The sequence below is a fragment of the Paraburkholderia piptadeniae genome (genome assembly GCF_900007165.1).
In the GTDB taxonomy this organism is placed as follows: Bacteria; Pseudomonadota; Gammaproteobacteria; order Burkholderiales; family Burkholderiaceae; genus Paraburkholderia; species Paraburkholderia piptadeniae.
In genome coordinates this window covers 41,987-59,461 of the sequence record NZ_CYGY02000101.1, presented here as the reverse complement: position 1 = coordinate 59,461, position 17,475 = coordinate 41,987, and the positions used below count along the sequence as shown (strand labels likewise).

At 61.1% G+C, this 17,475-nt stretch carries 15 protein-coding genes and 2 pseudogenes; 10 read left to right on the top strand and 7 right to left on the bottom strand.

Annotated features, from left to right (window positions below; genetic code table 11):
• Nucleotides 1-23: 23 nt before the first annotated feature.
• Nucleotides 24-2,099 carry a ParB/RepB/Spo0J family partition protein gene (locus tag BN2476_RS39915; RefSeq protein ID WP_235851173.1) on the top strand — a complete coding sequence of 692 codons (2,076 nt, stop codon included), beginning with the start codon at nucleotides 24-26 and terminating at the stop codon, nucleotides 2,097-2,099.
• A 328-nt stretch (nucleotides 2,100-2,427) separates the two neighbouring features.
• Here the strand turns inward: BN2476_RS39915 and BN2476_RS39910 are convergent, their stop codons facing one another.
• A complete protein-coding gene (locus tag BN2476_RS39910; protein WP_143811161.1) occupies nucleotides 2,428-3,093 on the bottom strand; it encodes a hypothetical protein in 666 nt (221 codons plus the stop codon).
• A 151-nt stretch (nucleotides 3,094-3,244) separates the two neighbouring features.
• On the opposite strand from BN2476_RS39910, the gene BN2476_RS39905 reads away from it, so the two are divergent.
• From BN2476_RS39905 to BN2476_RS39890, 4 genes are read left to right on the top strand one after another with little or no spacing between them, the layout of a single operon-like run.
• Nucleotides 3,245-3,499, top strand: coding sequence for a hypothetical protein (locus BN2476_RS39905; RefSeq protein WP_087739666.1), 255 nt, complete (start codon nucleotides 3,245-3,247; stop codon nucleotides 3,497-3,499).
• A gap of 3 nt (nucleotides 3,500-3,502) precedes the next feature.
• Nucleotides 3,503-3,868: a plasmid mobilization protein gene (locus BN2476_RS39900; RefSeq protein WP_087739665.1), complete on the top strand. Its 366-nt coding sequence runs from the start codon at nucleotides 3,503-3,505 to the stop codon at nucleotides 3,866-3,868.
• A 15-nt stretch (nucleotides 3,869-3,883) separates the two neighbouring features.
• A complete protein-coding gene (locus tag BN2476_RS39895; protein ID WP_235851172.1) occupies nucleotides 3,884-4,117 on the top strand; it encodes a hypothetical protein in 234 nt (77 codons plus the stop codon).
• 3 nt (nucleotides 4,118-4,120) lie between these two features.
• Complete coding sequence (locus tag BN2476_RS39890) at nucleotides 4,121-7,177, top strand: LPD7 domain-containing protein (protein ID WP_087739663.1); 3,057 nt, start codon at nucleotides 4,121-4,123, stop codon at nucleotides 7,175-7,177.
• Between the two features lie 199 nt (nucleotides 7,178-7,376).
• On the opposite strand, the gene BN2476_RS39885 is transcribed toward BN2476_RS39890, so the two are convergent.
• Nucleotides 7,377-8,021: a MarR family winged helix-turn-helix transcriptional regulator gene (locus BN2476_RS39885; RefSeq protein WP_087739673.1), complete on the bottom strand. Its 645-nt coding sequence runs from the start codon at nucleotides 8,019-8,021 to the stop codon at nucleotides 7,377-7,379.
• A 747-nt stretch (nucleotides 8,022-8,768) separates the two neighbouring features.
• Here BN2476_RS39885 and BN2476_RS39880 point away from each other — a divergent pair.
• The 4 genes from BN2476_RS39880 (at nucleotide 8,769) to BN2476_RS39860 (ending at nucleotide 12,349) form a co-directional block, all read left to right on the top strand.
• Entirely contained in the window at nucleotides 8,769-9,095 is a 327-nt protein-coding gene (locus BN2476_RS39880; protein ID WP_087739672.1) for a hypothetical protein, read from the top strand.
• A gap of 293 nt (nucleotides 9,096-9,388) precedes the next feature.
• The gene (locus tag BN2476_RS39875) at nucleotides 9,389-10,405 is read left to right on the top strand and encodes an IS110 family RNA-guided transposase (protein WP_087739662.1); all 1,017 of its coding nucleotides are present in this window, start codon (nucleotides 9,389-9,391) and stop codon (nucleotides 10,403-10,405) included.
• A 593-nt stretch (nucleotides 10,406-10,998) separates the two neighbouring features.
• Nucleotides 10,999-11,574, top strand: coding sequence for a DUF7686 domain-containing protein (locus BN2476_RS39865; RefSeq protein ID WP_087739661.1), 576 nt, complete (start codon nucleotides 10,999-11,001; stop codon nucleotides 11,572-11,574).
• A 493-nt stretch (nucleotides 11,575-12,067) separates the two neighbouring features.
• On the top strand, nucleotides 12,068-12,349 hold the full coding sequence (locus BN2476_RS39860; RefSeq protein ID WP_235851171.1) for a response regulator: 282 nt from the start codon (nucleotides 12,068-12,070) through the stop codon (nucleotides 12,347-12,349).
• 495 nt (nucleotides 12,350-12,844) lie between these two features.
• Here BN2476_RS39860 and BN2476_RS39855 read toward each other — a convergent pair whose 3' ends face one another.
• Together BN2476_RS39855 and BN2476_RS47085 are read right to left on the bottom strand one after the other, a co-directional pair.
• Nucleotides 12,845-13,093 carry a nucleoside-diphosphate kinase gene (locus tag BN2476_RS39855; protein WP_087739659.1) on the bottom strand — a complete coding sequence of 83 codons (249 nt, stop codon included), beginning with the start codon at nucleotides 13,091-13,093 and terminating at the stop codon, nucleotides 12,845-12,847.
• 387 nt (nucleotides 13,094-13,480) lie between these two features.
• A complete protein-coding gene (locus tag BN2476_RS47085; RefSeq protein ID WP_087739671.1) occupies nucleotides 13,481-13,978 on the bottom strand; it encodes a hypothetical protein in 498 nt (165 codons plus the stop codon).
• Nucleotides 13,979-14,452: 474 nt separating this feature from the next.
• On the opposite strand from BN2476_RS47085, the pseudogene BN2476_RS39845 reads away from it, so the two are divergent.
• Nucleotides 14,453-14,818 (top strand): annotated as a pseudogene (locus BN2476_RS39845) (substrate-binding domain-containing protein); the annotation flags it as partial.
• Between the two features lie 22 nt (nucleotides 14,819-14,840).
• On the opposite strand, the pseudogene BN2476_RS48835 reads toward BN2476_RS39845, so the two are convergent.
• From BN2476_RS48835 to tagH, 3 genes and pseudogenes are all read right to left on the bottom strand, one after another.
• Nucleotides 14,841-14,990, bottom strand: a pseudogene (locus tag BN2476_RS48835) (site-specific integrase); the annotation flags it as partial.
• A gap of 321 nt (nucleotides 14,991-15,311) precedes the next feature.
• Entirely contained in the window at nucleotides 15,312-16,067 is a 756-nt protein-coding gene (locus BN2476_RS39830; RefSeq protein WP_087739658.1) for a PP2C family protein-serine/threonine phosphatase, read from the bottom strand.
• A 12-nt stretch (nucleotides 16,068-16,079) separates the two neighbouring features.
• A complete protein-coding gene (tagH, locus tag BN2476_RS39825; RefSeq protein WP_087739657.1) occupies nucleotides 16,080-17,465 on the bottom strand; it encodes a type VI secretion system-associated FHA domain protein TagH in 1,386 nt (461 codons plus the stop codon).
• Between the last annotated feature and the right edge of the window lie 10 nt (nucleotides 17,466-17,475).

The window sequence follows — 17,475 nt, the reverse complement described above, 5'->3', positions numbered from 1 at the left end:
TGTGGCTCAAACCGGAGATTACCGTGCGTAAAGACGTTACAAACAACGTTGCGAAAATAAGTTCTGAAATTGCCGACGAAGCAAAAACGCAGATTGCATATGTGCCCTACTGGAGGCTGTGCCCGTCGCCGCTGAATGTGCGCAAAAGGCGGCCGACGGGCATCGAGTCTCTTGCCGAAACAATTGACGCCAAGGGCGTCATGCAGAACCTGGTCGCACATGAGCTAAAAGGCCGGACGAAGGTGCCGAAGCTCGGGGTATGTGCGGGTCAGCGCCGTCTGGCGGCGCTTGATCTGCTGTGTGAGCAGGGGCGCATCACAAGGGATTACCTGGTGCCGGTGCTGACCGTGAGCGAAGGCGAAGCGCTGGCCGCGTCGCTGATCGAGAATCGCGAACGCGAGGCGATGCATATCGCGGACGAATGCGTGGCGTTCCGGCTGTTGACGGAGGAGGGAAAGAGCGTGGCGCACATCGCGGCACTGTTCAAGGTGCCGGACATTGCGGTGCGTCGCGCGTTGAAAATCGCGAACCTGTCGCCGGTACTGCTTGACCTGCTGCGTGACGACAGGCTCGACTATGAACAGGCGAAGGTGCTTGTCCTGGCCGACGATCACGCCACACAGGAGCGTGTATGGAACGACGCGCACAACGCATGGCAACAACGCCCTTCGGAGTTGCGTGCGGCGATCACGACCGCCGAAATCGACGCGCGCGCCAATGCGCTAGCGAAATTTGTCGGCCTGGAGGCCTATGAGGCGGCAGGCGGGTACATCCGACGCGATCTGTTCAGTGACGACCAGAACGCCGGATACATCGAAGATGCGGACCTGCTGCACCGGCTCGCGACGGATCGCCTGATCGAACTGTCCCAAGCCGTCTGCGCCGAAGGCTGGGCCTGGGTCGAGACGAGGACGCGATACGAAGCCCTGGAGATCATGCGCCATGATCGCATCCCCTCCACGACACGGCAGCCGACGCGGGCAGAAGCGGATGAGCTTGCGGCGTTGGTAGCAAAACGGGATGCCGCGTATATGGAACTCAACGCGTACTACGACGAGGACGGCGAGCCCGATGAAGCCAGGCAGGACCGGCTCGATGCTGCTGTTACCGCTGCGACGTATGCCGTTGACCAGTATGCGGAAAGGTTCGAATCGTTCGATGCTGACGACATGAAAGGGGCGGGGGTCTTCGTCTATCTCGATGATGACGGACAGGTGTGCATCGAGCGGGGACTGGTCCGGCGCGACAGCGCATCGGGTCAACCGGCGAGTGCGCATGCCGTCCATCAGACGGCGACGCGAGAGCGGACACCGAAGGAGCGACCCCTGCACGGCGAAAAACTTTGCAAGCGGCTGACTGCACACCGGACTGCAGCCGTACAGATCGAGCTTGCACGGCAGCCTGGTGTTGCGCTGGCCGCGCTGATTTTCCGCATGATTCCCGTTGTGTTCGATGAGGTGTATGGCCATGCCTATATCGATCAGGCGGTAAGAATCGATGTGCATACGACGCGCGATGCACTGGTGTCCAATGCCGACGACATGGCCGAGAGCGTTGCGTGGAATGCGCTTGAAGGCGAGCGTTCGAAGTGGGCGCGGATGCTGCCAAAGCGGACCGAAGAACTGCTGACGTGGCTGCTGCGACAGGACTCGGACGTGATGTCGAACCTTTTTGCGTTCTGTGTGGCGGCGACGGTGGACGGCATCAGCCCTGCGGATCGCGCGCACCCGGTCAACGAACTGGCGAACACGCTTGAAGTGGATCTCACGCGCTACTGGAAGGCGACACGCGCGGGATACTTCGAGCACGTACCGAAGGACCGCATCGTGACCGTTGTTGGCGAGACCGTTTCGGCTCAGGCTGCGGGTGAACTGCGCGGCATGAAGAAGGGTGATGCAGCCGCGGCTTCCGAGCGTCGCATGACGGACTCGGGCTGGTTGCCGGAAGTGCTGCGTAACCGCGATGTACCTGAGCGGATCGCATACGGACGCTGGGACGATGACGGCGAAACCAGCGACGAAGCTGAAACAGAAACAGCGTCGGTCGAGACGGGCGATTCGCCGTCAGACGGGGAGGCCGAGGAAACCGAAGCCGCCTGACCCGACATCCGGTAAGCGTTGATTGTCACATAGCCGTCCAGGCGAAAGCCTGGGCGGCTTTTCCTTTCGCCGAAAAAAAGAGCCGGGACCGCTCCCGCAGTCCGGCTCGTCAACACACGCCGGACTAATCGGGTGACCAGCCGGGTAACCCGGTTTACGGCGCGGCAGGTGATTTGCTGAAGCCGCCCTTTTTCTGAAAGCAGTCTTCTACGGTTGTGGACCGTTGAGCAAATGCGCGCGCCGCGCGCCAGTTCCGGGGCCATGGAGTACCGCGCTGGAAGCATAGGGGGAGCGGACTGACCCGGTGCAGTGCGCCGGGGCGATGCGCTCAGGCCTTCGGCCTGGGCGGGTATTTCCGTTTCAGTTCTTCAATGTCTGCGCTCGTGAACGCGGGCTGATCGTACTGTTGCGCGTACAGCTTTGTTAGCTGGAACTGGGGCATCGTGGGGTGTTCGGCGCGTAGTTGTTCAATCGTCTTGATACGGTCCGTTGTACCTGTCATCGAAATGGCGGACGGTGCTTCGCCAGTGGATCGGGCGTATGCATCTCCCGCGTTCGTTGCAGGACGCGGGGCGTGCGGGGTTGGCGGGCGGGCGGTTTTGCGGAGACGGTAGAGCGTGCCATGAAACGTGCGGGGCGTGAACGCCAGGCCGTTTTCTGCCAGCGTCGTGATGATTTCGGCTGACGGGACGCCAGCGGAGAGAGCCGCTTCGACATCGGGCAATACTGCGCGAAGGCGGGCGGCCTTGCTGCGGTTGGGGCTGTTGAGGGCGAGACTGCGCAGACTCGCAGCGGTTTTTTCCCGGTCCATGGTCAGATGTGACATGAATGTAGGATGGAAGTAGTGTACCAGTCGATCGATCGTGATAAAACGTTTGGTATGCGATTTATCCTGGTGGCATAAAGTAGTGTGGATGACGTACGGAAGTGGGTTATCTGCACTATGCTTGTGATGTCGGTCGCGCAGCGAGGCACGTCGGATATGTTTACGCATCGCTACGCGCTTCGTAAAATGTCGCGTGCCAAAGGGGCGAGGCCCCTTTGCAACCCCAACGCGGGCCACTGCACCGCGTCCATCGCGCCGACAGGTCCGTCGGCGGCACTAAGCACTGCCTGGTATGCAATACGGATAGGAGGCGCTTGCGATGATTCCGCACAGCGAATGGGTGATCCAGCTCGTGATGTGGCCGCGCGCGAATGAGCGCAACAGCCGGCCGCGCTATCTGCCGTGGGCGGGCTATACGCATCCGATGACGGGCGATCAGGCGATGTGGGTTCTCAGTGAATGCGAAGCGCATTGGCCGGCCTATGAATTCCGCGCGCATACGATCAATGGCGATGAAACGCGCTTCGCTTTGCCAGGTCTGTCAGCAGACTGGACGCATCCAGCGGAGCTATAGACGATGCCCCGCAGGAAGAGCAACGATGGGGCAGGACTCGCCAAACCGATCGCATTCCGTCTGTCAGATGCGGACCGTGCGGCCTATCTTGAAAAGGTGGCCCGAAGCGGGCTCACACAATCGGAATTTTTCCGGCAGGCGGTGCTGACGAACCGGACGCAGGTGATCGCTCGGCCGGTCGCCAGCGCGGACCGCAAGCGGTTGCTGTATATCTTCAACAAGACCAGCAACAACCTGAACCAGATCGCCCGTCGGGCGAATTCGGAACATGTAAGCGGTCAGCTGTCGGAGGCGACCTATGAGGAACTGCTCACGCAGCTGCAACTGATCTCGCGGTATCTGAGATGTTCACTGGAAAAGGTGGACTGACTGGAGACCGTATCAATGGGCATCGATGACAAACACCCTGTCATTCTCAAGGTCCTCGCCCTCGAGAAAAAGCTGCAGGCGGCGAAAGACAAGGGAGGGGAGGCCGCGCGAGCGCTGCGCGCGACTGACTGCGCGGAAGCGAGGCAGGCCGTGGAGGCGGCCCGGCACACGTTGCCCACCATCGTGTACTCAACGTTGCTTCGTCGCGTCGAGCAGTGCGAGCAGTTGCTCGCACAGCGGGGACGGTGAGCCATGCTGATCCGGGTGCGCGGTTATCACGATGGCATCAAGGCCTATCTGGAGGACGGCCAGAAACAGGACCGTGAGTTCGAGCGCGACGAGATGGACGAGCGGGTGATTCTGGCGGGCGATCTGGCGTTGACCAACGACATCATCCAGTCGATGGACACAGAGGCAGAACGCTATATCAACGTCACGCTGTCGTTCAAGGAGGACGAGGTCTCGCGCGAAACACTCGTGGACATCGTGCGGGAGTTCGAGGCATTCGCGTTTGTGGCCTACCGGCCCGACGAGTACAACTTCTATGCAGAAGCACATGTGCCACGCCTGAAGAGCTATGCCGACCGGCGCAGTGGCGAACTCATCGAGCGCAAGGTTCATCTACACGTCGTCATACCGGAAGTGAACCTGCTCACGGGACGACGGCTGGAACCGTTCGGCAAGGTTGACCGGCATCACCGGTTCCTCGAAGCATTCCAGGAGCATATCAACGCGAAATACGGACTGGCGAGTCCGAAGGACAACCGGCGGGTGCACTTCACCGACGCGTCGGAGATGATCAGCCGGTACAAGGGCGACGTATTCGAGCCGATGAACCGCGAACTGAAGGCCGCGATTCTCGAGGCGCTGATTGCGCGCGATGTCACGCGTTACGAGGACTTCAAGGCGCTGCTCACGGAATTCGGCGTGACACGCACACGTAACGCAGGCCGCGATGGCGAATACGAAAACGTCAAACCGCCCGGCGCCGCGAAGGGTGTGAACCTGAAGGAATTCGTGTTCTCGCGCGAATTCATCGAGCTCGATGCCGACGGCAAGCGCGAAGCGCTCGATCACAATGCCCATGCGGAGTACATCGAACCGGGTGTGCCGCGCGCGACGCCCCAATACTTTCGCGATGCCCTTTTCGAATGGAACGATATGCGGGCCCGCGAGATCAAGTATCTGAACAGTGGAAGCAGCTTCTACAAGGCGTATCAGGCCGCGTCGCCGGCAGAACAGCGGCGCATTCTCGAACATCGCGAACAGCGGTTCTATGACGCAGCAGGAGGGCTCGATGAGCGAACACGACGCAGCAGTGGTGGACCAGGAGACTGGCGAGATTGGCGAGAGTGGCAACGACAGCAGCCAGGGCACGAGCCGTGGCTCGCGCAACACGAACGCCGGGGCCGGTGGCGGCGAGGCGCGGATCACGACCTTGACGCTCGCTTCGATCGACCCCGCCCGCCGACCGGATCCGCACACGGTGTGCGAGGTGTGCCCGGCCGCAGTGTGGATGGCGACACCGCGCGACGTCAAATGCTTCTGCCGGCTGATGCACTACTGGAGCTGGGAGACCACCAAGCCGACCGAATTGACTCACTGCGATGGACTGGCGATCGCGAGCGAACGGGAAGAGAACAGCTAGATCCACGAAGCAGCGGCAGCAATCCGCTGCTTGACGAGATCGCGGCGCGCATGTACGGCGCGTGGGACAAGGCGGACGCTGCAGCGCGGGTGCGCCTTGCGGCGACAGCGGCCGACAAGTTCATGCATCACGACGGACCGCCTGGCGATCAGCAGTACGCGGGCCGTTTGTTCGGTCCGAAGCCACGACTTGGCGGTGGCCGGTTGCCGGCAGCGTTGGGCCCGCGTAACGAGATTCGCAGCCTTGCAGATGTCCAGTCGCTCGATGCAGTCGAGTCGCTTCCCTTTGCGTCGTCCGCTGCTGACAGCGAGACGCCGGCAGCACCTTTCAATGCGCGCGCGGGAGCGGCAACCGGCCGGGAAGCGGATACGGTTCGGGACCAGTTGGCGCGCGACCTTATGGAGTCACGCAGTGTCCGTCGCTCGCGCGAGCGGGCGGAGTTTGCCGAGATCCGCGCGACACTCGATGCCGGCCGGCTGCTGGCTGCACTCGCCCACTCGCACGGGCTGATTATCGACAAGTACGAAATTGGCAAGGGCGCGGACGGCGGCGACCGGATTCGGGCTGGCTCACGCAATCTGAACGTGTCGGACTTTCTGACGAAGGAAATGAACCTGTCGTGGGACGAGGCTGCGCAACTGCTCCGCGACACGTATCGGGCGCAGACCGGACCCAGCCTCGGTCATGCGCCGCGCCACACTCCCGAGCGTGATCTGTGGGGCGAATTCCAGCAGTGGCGTGCGGCGTATCGCGACGAACTGCGTCGTGCGTGGGATGCACAGGCGCAGCACGATAAAGCGCGACGTATCGATATCAAGGCGGCCTTCTACCGCGCCCGTAACGACCTCGCGGACCGCAACGATCTGCCAGTCACCGAGCGGCGCGAGAAGCTGTCGGCGGCACGTGTCGTTCGCCTCAAGACTGAGGCCGCGCTGCGCGAACGGATCGCGAAGGAGCGTCATGCACTCAAGGCTGCCGCTCGCCGGCCGATCGTGGACCAGTACCGGGACTTCCTGCGGGAGCGCGCGCAGGCCGGTGACGTACGCGCGCTGCGCGAACTGCGACGCATGCAGCAAATCCGCCTGCAGGCGAGGAGTGCCGATGACGAGTGCGATGTCATTTTCAGTGGTCCGTCACATGGCGTGTCGCGTTCGTCCGCGTCCGATCGCAACGAGATCATCTATCACGGGCCGACGATTACCTACGAGGTACGGGCGAGCGGCGAGGTCGACTATCGCAAGGACGGTGCGGCGTTCCTCGTTGACGAGGGCAGCTCGCTGCGGCTATTGGATAGCGAGCGCGACGCGATCGAGATTGCGCTGCGCTTCGCGCAGCAGAAGTTCGGCGCCATGCTGTCACTGTCCGGTCCTGAAGCATTCCAGGCCGCAGCCGCGCGCATTGCGGCCGACACACGCATGCGGATCGAGTTCGAGCAGCCAGAGCTCGAGAGCATCCGGCGGCAACGGCTCGCCGGGCTCGATGACGAGGCGCAGGATCGTCGAATGGCACAGCGCGAGCGCGACGCATGGGAACGCGACGAACTGCGCGACGCCGTGCGCAATACGCAACTACCCGTCCGCGACCAGACCTCCCGAACGCGGGACGCCGAATCGCCCGCTGATCCCGACGGGCCCGGCAGCGGTCCGGATATTGAACGATGAGCCACCAGCCTGAGACGCGTTGAATGCGCCGGCCTGCAACCACCATCAAACGTGACGGCGCTGTGGCAGTCGCCCCGTTATCTTCTTCGGCACGCCGTCCCTGGTCGAATCGGGTTTCCCTGACTACGTTCCGTGTATGGGAATACGGGTCAGCCGGCGCGCATCGTGCCACCGGCGCCCGGGCTTCGCAGTAGCGGACTCAGCCTTGCTGCGCGAAGATCTTCCAGGTTTTTTTCTGCGTCGCTGCATCGGCCGTTTCATGCACTGGGCAATCCAGGCGCAAGTCCGTATCCGCCATCGATAGATTGAGCAGCGCGCAATGGTGCGCCGTCTTCTTCGGATTTCTGCCCGGTTCAAAGTGTACGCATGTCACGCACATCCTGTGCGGCGGCATGTGACCCTGCACTTCGAGCTGACGGACTGTCTTCAGCAGCGTGCGATAGAACAGCGACTGCTCTTCGTCGCGCAGCGTGCCGACTGCCTTCGCGAGGAAGTCCGGCCATTGCGCGGCGCGCCTGGCCGCCGTGCGGCCGCGAGCCGTCAGGCGCAACGCGAGCGCACGGCCGTCGTCGAGCGCGCGCCGCTTTTCGACGAGCCCCTTGCTCTCGAGTGTGCTGACGGCATCGCTCGTCGTGGCCGCCGTTAGCGCGGTTTCGCGTGCGATCTCACCCAGACGCATCGGACCCTTGCGCTGCATCAGCAGCACGAGGATTTCGCCCTGCGTAGGCGTCAAACTCGCGCCTTCCGCCCATTCCCATGCCTGGCTTCGCATCGCGGTGCTGAGTCGCAGCAGGCTGTGGGTCACCCGCCCGGTTGCCTGCTCTCCGTATACGCTTTCGCTCATGGTCTTCCGTTGGTTGTTGACTGCAATGCCGTTGCCGTCGACATCCGATGTTCGACGCCGGCGCGCCGACAGTCTGTTGAGGCGGCGTAGTCGGGACATCCGGCACGCCGATTCTTACCATCTCAAAAATATTTCGTGGTTCAGGCCCGTTCCGCCGGACTCTCAACTCTCCGGGTTCTGCTGCGAGCGTTTGCGCGCAGTGGCTTGCAGCAGCCGCCGCAGCGAAAAACGACATTCTATGCGAGAACGGAGAATCGTATAACTAATTATCGTGCAATCCGTCGAGATCCGTGGGATACGACCGCTCTAACGCGTGGGCGCCGCATCTCGCGAGCAGACACGCAGGCGTCAATGTCGGCGAGATCGACAGGAAAGGACAATCATTGTTAAATACTACTACGTTTATATACATAGGAAGGATCTTTCACGGCCGACCTCGGCGGATGTGGACGCTCCGCTCGCATCGTCGTCGCATGGAACGACCGTTTGCAGCTAACGCACGAGGTCCGGTTATGGGGGCACAGACGAGCGATTGTGACCTACACTGGAAAGACGCCTTTGGCGTGCCCGGAGGCCGCTTTGACGCAATCCGGAAACGATGCGGCCGGTTGAAACGGGCGAATGGGATACCAGGGACAACCTGCCGCCATCTGCTGCCTGAATTCATCTGGGACTGGTGTTCCAGAAGGGGGCATCATGTTGCAAACCAGTGATTTCAAAGATCGTTTTACTCACCTGTGGGACTTTTTGTTGCATGCCAGTGAAACCAAAAAGCGCTTTACTCACCTGCAGCAAACTGTCAGCGATATATCGCGGACCTGTCACGCCGACAAGACGATTCCAGCAGACCTGATGAACTCGATGGACGAACTGGACAGGGAATGCAAGTCGGCAAAGAAGGTCATGTCGTCCAGGGACCAGGATCGTATCCGGCTGTGGGTCGACGATCTCGAACAGATCGGTGATCGCGCAGAGCGAGCTTGCCAACAGGCCGGCGGTCTGGATGACAGGATCAGGGATGCAGTCAGCTCGATGCATTCGGAGCTCTCCGACCTGAAGCGACAGCTGCACTGACCTGTCCGGCGGCCCTGGTCTAACCGACCGGGGCTGTTTGCACTTCGGCGCTCCATGGCGCGACGGCTCCGCTCGTGCTGCATGTGCTCCTCTGCTCTATTGCCAGCAGTCAAAAGACCCGGCATCTACCTGCACGTCGAGGAGGAACGGTGTCACGCCCATACCGTCGGATCGCAAACCGGGCCGCAACCCAGGCAGTCTCTGATAATCATATAGCCGGCCCGGCTCCGTTCCGATAGAACGGCTGGCGTAGAGTCAGGGTGCAAGCCCACCGACTTGCACAGGAGGCCGGCATGAACAAGTTTAGTGGAATCGACCTGCACTCGAACAACAGTGTGGTTGTGGTTAGCGACGAAGCTGACCGGATCGTATACCAGCGACGGTTGCCGAACGATCCACTACAGAGCCGTGCAGCACTCGCGCCGCATCGCGAGGACCTGGTGGGGGTGGTCATTGAAGCAACGTACAACTGGTACTGGCTTGTCGATGAGCTCATGAACGATGGTTACCGTGTGCATCTCGCGAATCCCGCGGCGATCAGGCAGTACGAGGGCCTGAAATACAGCGGTGATTTCACCGATGCCGCCTACCTCGCGCAATTACTGCGTCTGGGACTCTTGGCCGAGGGATATATCTATCCGGCCGACGAGCGGCCGGTGCGGGACCTCTCGCGCAAGCGGATGCAACTGGTGCAGTGCCGGACGGCCCAGATTCTCGCAATCGAGAACCTGTTCTCACGCCACACAGGTGAACAGATGTCGAGCGAACGCGTCAAGCGTCTGGATGAGGCGCAGGTAAACGGATTCGGCTTTGTGCCCGATCTGACGCTTGCGATACAAGCCAATCTGGCGGTCATGCAGACGTTGCAGGAAGAGATCGGGATTCTCGAGACGCGGCTCATGCAGCGGGTCAAACCGAACCCGGACTATGCCTTACTGAACTCGGTGCCCGGTATCGGTCCAGTGCTTGCAACCACGATCATGCAGGAAACCGGGACCATTTCGCGTTTTACCAAGGTCGGCAATTTCAGTTCGTACTGCCGCTGCGTGGACAGCCGGCGGGAAAGCAACAGCAGGAAGAAAGGCGAAGGTAACGCAAAGAACGGCAACAAGTATCTGGCGTGGGCGTTTGTCGAGGCAGCCAACTTCGCCATCCGCTCCTGCCCGGAAGCCCGGCGCTTTTACGAGCGCAAGAAACACGCGCGGAACAGGATTGTCGCCATCAAGGCGCTGGCGCACAAGCTGGCGCGCGCTTCTTATCACATACTTCGGGAGCACAAGCCATTTGAGGTAACCCGCTGCTTTCGCTAAACGTGGCGCAAGGGGACCGAGCCCGGTATTGTGACTGGTGAAAGCCATGCTTCTGATTGGGCCATTCCCTTGCCCCACCCGCTGTTTGTAGATGACCGGGTCGCCCAGGCAATGAGCCATCCTTGACTGGCGTTGCGCCGGCAACAGCCACGGTTCTGCGAAATCCATTGGACCTTGTCTGGCACCAACGTTTCTCTGGGGCGGCACCGCCGCCAGGGCGATCGACAATTCATCGCAGATCGCTTGATCCCGATGGGTGTCTGGTGCGATCCGGTTCGCAACCAGCCGTGAGAAAACGGATGCGATACTACCTCCTGCAGGCAGCCGCGACACAGGATAACGCAACGAATTTCGCCGGATTGCCATGACGNNCGTCATGGCAATCCGGCGATGGGGAAGAATTCGCACCTTGACTTCGGCCGACTAATGGGTGTCACAATAGCGGCATCCGTTCTGTCGGCTTCGACAGGGTCAATGCGAGTTGATGTGTTGTGTAGCACAGGGCTGCCAACGTGTGAAGAACAGCTCCGAAGACGGCAACCTGATTCCATCCTCCCTGCGATCGCAGGAAGAACCGCTACAGCAAGCACGACATGGCACACGAGCGTTGCGAACAATGTGGAAACCTGACGCCGCCCTGGGACACGATACACAGAGGCTCCGATGATGGCCGCTACGAGTTGGTCTGCAGTTTTTGCTTCAACGTCAGGATTGCCGAGTCAACCGGCTTCACCGGGTTCGAGAATGTCCGGCTTGATCCCATCCGGATGATCGATTGCAGCGGGGAGTCCCACCAGTTCCATTTCCAGATCCGCCTTCTGGGCGACCTGATGGCTCTGGATGCCTTTGAGCTTCGCGGAGATCTTCCCGCCGGCTACCGGTTCCAGCTGATCGGCGAGCCCGACGATGACGTGCTTGTACTGCTCGGCCGCCTCGTCGAAAAAATTCGTCGCGCACTGTCAGTCAGGCACATTGATTTTCGTGAGCGCCAGATCATCGACAGCACGGTGCGCGGGCGTATCGAATGGGACGAGTCGCAGGAGGGACACTTGCCACTCGTGGTGGTCGACGGCAAGGAGGTCTCGTGGATCGATCTTGGGCGAATGCTGATGAGCATGGAAGGATGGCAGTTCAGGCTTGATATCGCTGATCCAGGCGAAGAGCTTTGAGTCGCGGGGGCGACGCCGCAGAACTATTGTCACGCGACTGCTACCGGAGGCGTGCGTCGTTACCATACGCGGCAACCTTAACGGTTGGGGGCGGCCGCACATCAATTTCGAATATGTCCGATACGACAGGTCTCTGCTAGCGGGCATGTGCGGACCGATTGGTCAGCCGCTGCATGTGTACTTCAATCCTGATTCCTTTAAACATTATCGCCCTAATGTCTATTTATTGTTGTTCCAATTCTATAGCGGTGTAAATTGCGCACTTCGGGATTCAATGAGTGAAGCCAAGTAGTAAGCATTGCGGACTAAATGGAATGCGCAGCCTGATTTTTGCTAACGGAACACGAAGGCCTGGTGCGCCGGGCTCTGGTGTTCCAGATTCTCGCTTCCGCGCGACCGGGCGCCCTGTCATGACAAGAGACTTATATTTTAGCGAGTATAGGTGACGAGCTGCGAATAAGACCTACGTAAGTGGCTGGCGAGAAGCCATGTAGTGTGGGCGCCGGATGGTGCGACGGCTCTCTTGTTTGCGCAGCAAGCCAGGCCGGACCTTCTCATCACCGACTTCAACATGCCCAACATGGACGGTCTGTCGCTATGTCTCGCGTTTCGGGCTGACCCCGCACTCGCTAGCGTGCCGATCATCCTTACGTCCGGCAATCCGCTGCCAGGTGACGCGAGTGCGACCTCGCATGACCTCTTTCTACAAAAGCCGGTAAGTCCGATGGCACTTGTCGCGGCGATCGCCGCACTGGCCGTCCGGAAGACTGGTTAGCGGTTTTCTGCAACCAGTCATTTATCAAGCTGACGCCGCTGTGAAAGCGGTTACGGTCGTCGGTCGCCTTCAGTTGTCGAATGTGTGCTTCCTAGTCCCCGTTGTTCCATAGTCGTGCCATTGCACGCTGCAGCGCCTCGTTCGGCTTTGGCGATTTGCAGCAGTGCGAAAAAGCGCTTCCCATTCATCGATCGCGAGACGGATGGAGCGAACGATCTCTTCATGCTGATGACCTGTCCTCAGCCCGAAGTGGCGATTGCAAAAATGAATGGGTCACGGCTGCCCTCAGCTTTGAGGCCTATGACCCTGCCAGGGCGACAGACATGTAGTAGCCCCTGCTTTGGCTACCGGGGGCGACGGCCAGTTTTGCGTAATGCGAGCCTCTCGCAAGCCAGTACTCATGTTGTCCTCCGTCCCTGCATGTACGGAATGGATGCAGCGAGCATCTCCCGTGCGAACCGGCTGGGACGAGGGCGCAGCAGGACATCAGTACGTTCAGCCGGTCGCACCGACACCAAAACAGTCATCGTCCTCTTCCGCGTCTGGATCGCCGCCCAACGAGCGTATGCAGTCGTCGAGGAACTCCATGGTGACCGCTTCATATTCGATGGTTCCCGGCTCGCAATCTTCCGGATTCAGTTTGCCGCAGGCTTTGCGGATGGCGCGAACACAGCCTTTGATGGCCTGTGCAGCCTCCCACATCGGGTCGCTCTGGGCAAGCTTGTCAGATTCATTTGCTTTCATGAATCAGTTATCGGCGATTGAGATTAAACCTTGAGATAAAGATGGCCGAAGTATGACATCTGCGTAAGCGAACAGAACGTCCACTGTGGAAAGAGAACGGTTCGGAGCGCTCAGCCGGCGCGCGCATACATTGATTGAACGCGAGGGCCACGCGCCGGTGCATCGCGTTGCGATAGGCGAGTTCTGCGCAACACTCCCTCCTTTGGCCGTTCGTTGGCGACCGAAACCTGACTTTGCCAGCACCTCGTCTCGTCCGCGCGCGAGAGTGATGCCGAATCGGTATATGAAGCGGCCGGTCCGCAGCGAAGCGAACCAGGCCGTTGTTCGGCGCGCACCGGCGTGAGGGCTCACTCGAGTCGAGCGCCGCGCCGGCAGGATCGCCGCTGCTTACATTGAAGAGCCTTGGGCCGAGGTCGAACTCTTCACGCCGACCGAGGCGCCGCTCTGCACCGCAGCCGTGCCGTCGAGCGCTTCGCCGGCCTTCGTCTTGGCACCGCCGCCGACATCGTCCGCCGCCGACATCGCGCCTTCCGCGTGGTCCTTCGCAGCGCCTGCGACGTGCTTCACGTGCTGCTTCGCCGAATGGACTGACGACTTTGCGGTGCCCTTCGCCGCTTCGGCCGCCGAACCCACCGCGTGCGTCGAACCGCCAACGAGGCTGCCCGCACCTGCACCCCCGGCGTTCGCGCCTGCGCCTGCCTGCGCACCGGCACCGGCACCGGCACCGGCACCGGCACCGGCACCGGCGCCGAGCACCGGCGTGTGCACGTTCACGCCGAGGCCGGTCGAACCCTGTGCGCCCGTCTGGGCGGTCTGTGCAAAAGCGGCCGAGGTGGCGAACGCGGTCAGCGCGGCACCGAGCAGCATCGTACGAATCGTGTTCATCGTTTTCTCCCTAAAGACATTGTTGGTACCGGACGCATCGGCGCGGCCCGTTACTTCCTTGCCGCACCATGCGGCAGGCGCAGCCACTGTAACCGGGCCTTGCACGCGAAGTCCTCGATTCTTGAGGACTGTTACTCTCGTTGCAATTGCTGACGAATAACTGAACATCTTTAACAGTTGGCGCGGTTCGCCTAGCGAAGAGCTAAGCCGGTCGCAGACTGAATCTGACACTCTTGCGGAAAATGGCGCTGCCAGCTCGCCCCACGAGGGCACCCACCGGTCTGCCTTGTCACAGATCAAAGTAGGATTTGCAGCTTGCCGAGCCTCGGAGCGGCAGCGTCTCATGCTGATAGATAGCCGCCACCGTGCTCGTCACTTTCGCCAGTGTCCGATGCGATGCTGGTTCAGCGTAAGCGCGAGCTTTAGCACACCGAATGGAGAATCATTTGCAAGTGACGGCCGAGCGTACCTGAACTGATGGTCGAATGTACGTTCGATCGCGCGGGCGGTCATGATGCAGCCACCGCGCTACTGAACCTCGCCGACCCGCCGACTGCGGTGCTCGTGGACAACAACCTCGCAGGCGCGGGCACATTTCGGGCGATTATCGACAGTGGTCGCAAGCCCGGCCGCGATGTTTCACTGATCGTCTATGACGGCGTGCCTTCCGACGTCTCGCATCCGTACGCAGTGACGGCCGTTACGCAGCCCACAGGCCACGCGTCGGGCAAAGCGATCGCCGAACTGATGCTGAACGCGATCGCGGATCGGGACCGTTGTGCGCATCGGCTTGCCTTGCCTCGCATCGAGCCGGGCGATACGGACGGCCCGATGCATTGACGCTCGTCCGGAATCGGTGGCATTACGTAAAAGCATCACCCATCGGCAGCGCACGCTTGACCTCGTCGTTGTGGAGGATCGAGGTTGTCGATACGGATACGTGGCGACGATTGTCGCGAACGGAGGTCAGTTCCGCGCCGCGGCCCAGCGCGTGGGGCACCCGTGTGTGCCGCGCGTGTCTCATGGACGAGGGAGGCACACGGCCGCCATGCATCGGCTTCAGGCGGGCGTTGACCTCACGGTCATCGCGCTGTGGCTGGGTCACGCGAACCCAGTGATCACTCACATGTACATAGAGGCAGACCTGATCGCGAAGGACCAGAGCCCTCTGTACATCCCGATCCCCCGACGACAAACCACGCATAATTCCGGCGTCCGTAATGCCGACATTTCCTTGCCATGCCGTGCCGGGGCGGAGAAGTGGGGTTCGGCGTGCGTACCCGCCTGGCATAACGCTCGTCAGGCCCTTGACAACAACGTGATATCGGACGCTTTATGCCTGGAAACGCAGCAGGGTGACTTCTTCCGGTCGACCTACCCAGACGGCAACTGCCGAACAATTGTCCGCCGGTGCATCGGCGCCGTGCTGTTGCGATCCCGCGTGCCGTAGCAGGTTCAACCAGTCGTCTACCTTATCGACAACACGCAGATGTCCCGCGATCAGTGCATCCGGCATCGCGTGCCACAGTCCATCCGTGCATAGCAGGAAGACATCGCCGTCCTCTAGCGGCTGTCGAGGAGCGATACATGGCGCGACATCCCCTCGAATGCCGAGCGCTGAATCAAGAAGACTCGCGCTGATGCCATTGACGGGTAGACCTGCATCCGTCATCCGTTGCAACAGGCTATGGTCCCGGGTTCGCTGCATCAGCGAGCCGTGACGAAAGTGATAAACGCGGCTGTCGCCGAGATGCGCCCACTGCGCGGCGCGAGCATCCCGATCGATGAATAGCGCCGCCACCGTCGCACCCATCCTCCTGTTGCCGGGATTGCGTGCCTGCTCTGCGAGAATCGCATCATTTGCGTCTTCGATGCAGGCGAGTATGTGGGAGGTCGCCATTGCACGCGCGCCACCATGTGCAAGGATGTGCTTCACTGCATACTGCGCGGCCACGTCGCCACCCGGCTCACTGGCAATGCCGTCGCTCACGACAAAACAGGCGTGGCCCTCGGCCACCACGCAGCCGACGGCGTCCTGATTATGCGAGCGGCCTCCCAGGTCCGAAAAGTATGCGTATGAAATGTCCATGTACTCGCCGCTTCAGCCGCGGCAGTGCTTGCGGTATTGCGCGACCTCTGTATCGTATGCCGCGAGAAATGCGCTGCCGAACACTGCGCTGAAATCGTCCTCGACGGCAAGCAGCGTATCGCGATGCAGCTTTGCAAACGCATTCCACAGTTTGGCCTTGCGCCATGCTGGCACATAACGGTCCAGCAAACGTTCGACAGGCGTGCGCTGTTCGATCCGTTCCGGTGCGAAGCGCCTTAGCAGTTCCGTGAGCGCTGCACGCATTCCGGCAACCATTGCGATCTGATGCGCGTGCAGATCGTCGAACGCATCGCTGACGGCCCCCTCTGGCGACATGAATCCGGGAAACGGAAGGCCGAACATTTGCCTGAGCACGGCGCCGCCGTCGGGCAGCAGCTTGAGCGGATTGTTTTCGCGGTCGAGAAGAACCGTCATGTCGGCCTTCACTTCCCGCTTCAGGATGCTTCGCGATGACAGCAGTTTCACCGTGCCGTTGGCGAACAGCGCAAGCAATTGTCCTGCCGTATGCAACTGTTCGGCCGTCCACTGATCGCTCGCCGTGTCGAGGCCAGCGCCGCGCAGAAACGCGGTCAACAGCGGTTCTGCGGTTGCATTGCCGCGCTTCGCGGCTGCGGCCTCGTTGAGGTCGTGTTTCGGCTGCAGGGCTTGCGCGGATATCGCGGCAGCCGTAGCGAGGGGCTGCGCGCGCATCGTCTGTGCCCAGTCGGCCGCGTGATCCGGGGCAGCGTAGGGTGCATCGAAAGGGCGATCGCGCTTGCCGACTGCGGCGGGCGGCAGTGGTGAGACGGAGTCGGGCAGGCTGCTCTGCGAACCGCGGAGCATCCCGTCCTGCGGCCCGTCGATTGAAGACGAAAACAGGGCAAGTGGATCGGACGGCACATGACGCAAGTCGTCGTAGGCGGTGCTCGCATGTCGTTCGGATGGCGCCTGCCGCTCACGCGAACCGGGTTGCCTGCCGCCAGGGTTGCTGTTGCCGAAGCGCGATTCGAGCGACTGCCAGAAGTCGTCCTGCACAGGATGATCGGTAGTGGCCTGAGAATCTTGCGGCGCGTCGCTGCTGCTCGCGCGATCGTCGACAGCCCGCAGCATGTAAGAACCGATACGGATCGCATCGCCTGGCTCGATCTGGCGTTCTTCCGCACAAGCCAGCGGCGTGCTGTTGACCTCGATTACGGACACGCTGCTGAGATTCTTCAGTACGCAGCGTGCCCCGTCGATCTGCAGCAGCGCCTGCAACCGCGAGATTTGCCGTGTCTCGTCGGGCAGCACGAGATGATTGTCGACGTTGCGCCCGATCGTTCCGCCGGGTGGATGAAATATGGCCGTTGCGCCGCGTTGTACGGGGCGGCCTGCATGTTCGATGACGGTCAATTGCATGATGGGTGCC

What these genes read in the sequence shown, in the direction of transcription:
- BN2476_RS39910 (WP_143811161.1), bottom strand. Translation starts at nt 3,093, where the DNA reads ATGCGTAAACATATCCGACGTGCCTCGCTGCGCGACCGACATCACAAG.
- BN2476_RS39905 (WP_087739666.1), top strand. Translation starts at nt 3,245, where the DNA reads ATGATTCCGCACAGCGAATGGGTGATCCAGCTCGTGATGTGGCCGCGC.
- BN2476_RS39900 (WP_087739665.1), top strand. Translation starts at nt 3,503, where the DNA reads ATGCCCCGCAGGAAGAGCAACGATGGGGCAGGACTCGCCAAACCGATC.
- BN2476_RS39895 (WP_235851172.1), top strand. Translation starts at nt 3,884, where the DNA reads ATGGGCATCGATGACAAACACCCTGTCATTCTCAAGGTCCTCGCCCTC.
- BN2476_RS39890 (WP_087739663.1), top strand. Translation starts at nt 4,121, where the DNA reads ATGCTGATCCGGGTGCGCGGTTATCACGATGGCATCAAGGCCTATCTG.
- BN2476_RS39885 (WP_087739673.1), bottom strand. Translation starts at nt 8,021, where the DNA reads ATGAGCGAAAGCGTATACGGAGAGCAGGCAACCGGGCGGGTGACCCAC.
- BN2476_RS39875 (WP_087739662.1), top strand. Translation starts at nt 9,389, where the DNA reads ATGAACAAGTTTAGTGGAATCGACCTGCACTCGAACAACAGTGTGGTT.
- BN2476_RS39865 (WP_087739661.1), top strand. Translation starts at nt 10,999, where the DNA reads ATGGCACACGAGCGTTGCGAACAATGTGGAAACCTGACGCCGCCCTGG.
- BN2476_RS39855 (WP_087739659.1), bottom strand. Translation starts at nt 13,093, where the DNA reads ATGAAAGCAAATGAATCTGACAAGCTTGCCCAGAGCGACCCGATGTGG.
- BN2476_RS47085 (WP_087739671.1), bottom strand. Translation starts at nt 13,978, where the DNA reads ATGAACACGATTCGTACGATGCTGCTCGGTGCCGCGCTGACCGCGTTC.
- BN2476_RS39830 (WP_087739658.1), bottom strand. Translation starts at nt 16,067, where the DNA reads ATGGACATTTCATACGCATACTTTTCGGACCTGGGAGGCCGCTCGCAT.
- tagH (WP_087739657.1), bottom strand. Translation starts at nt 17,465, where the DNA reads ATGCAATTGACCGTCATCGAACATGCAGGCCGCCCCGTACAACGCGGC.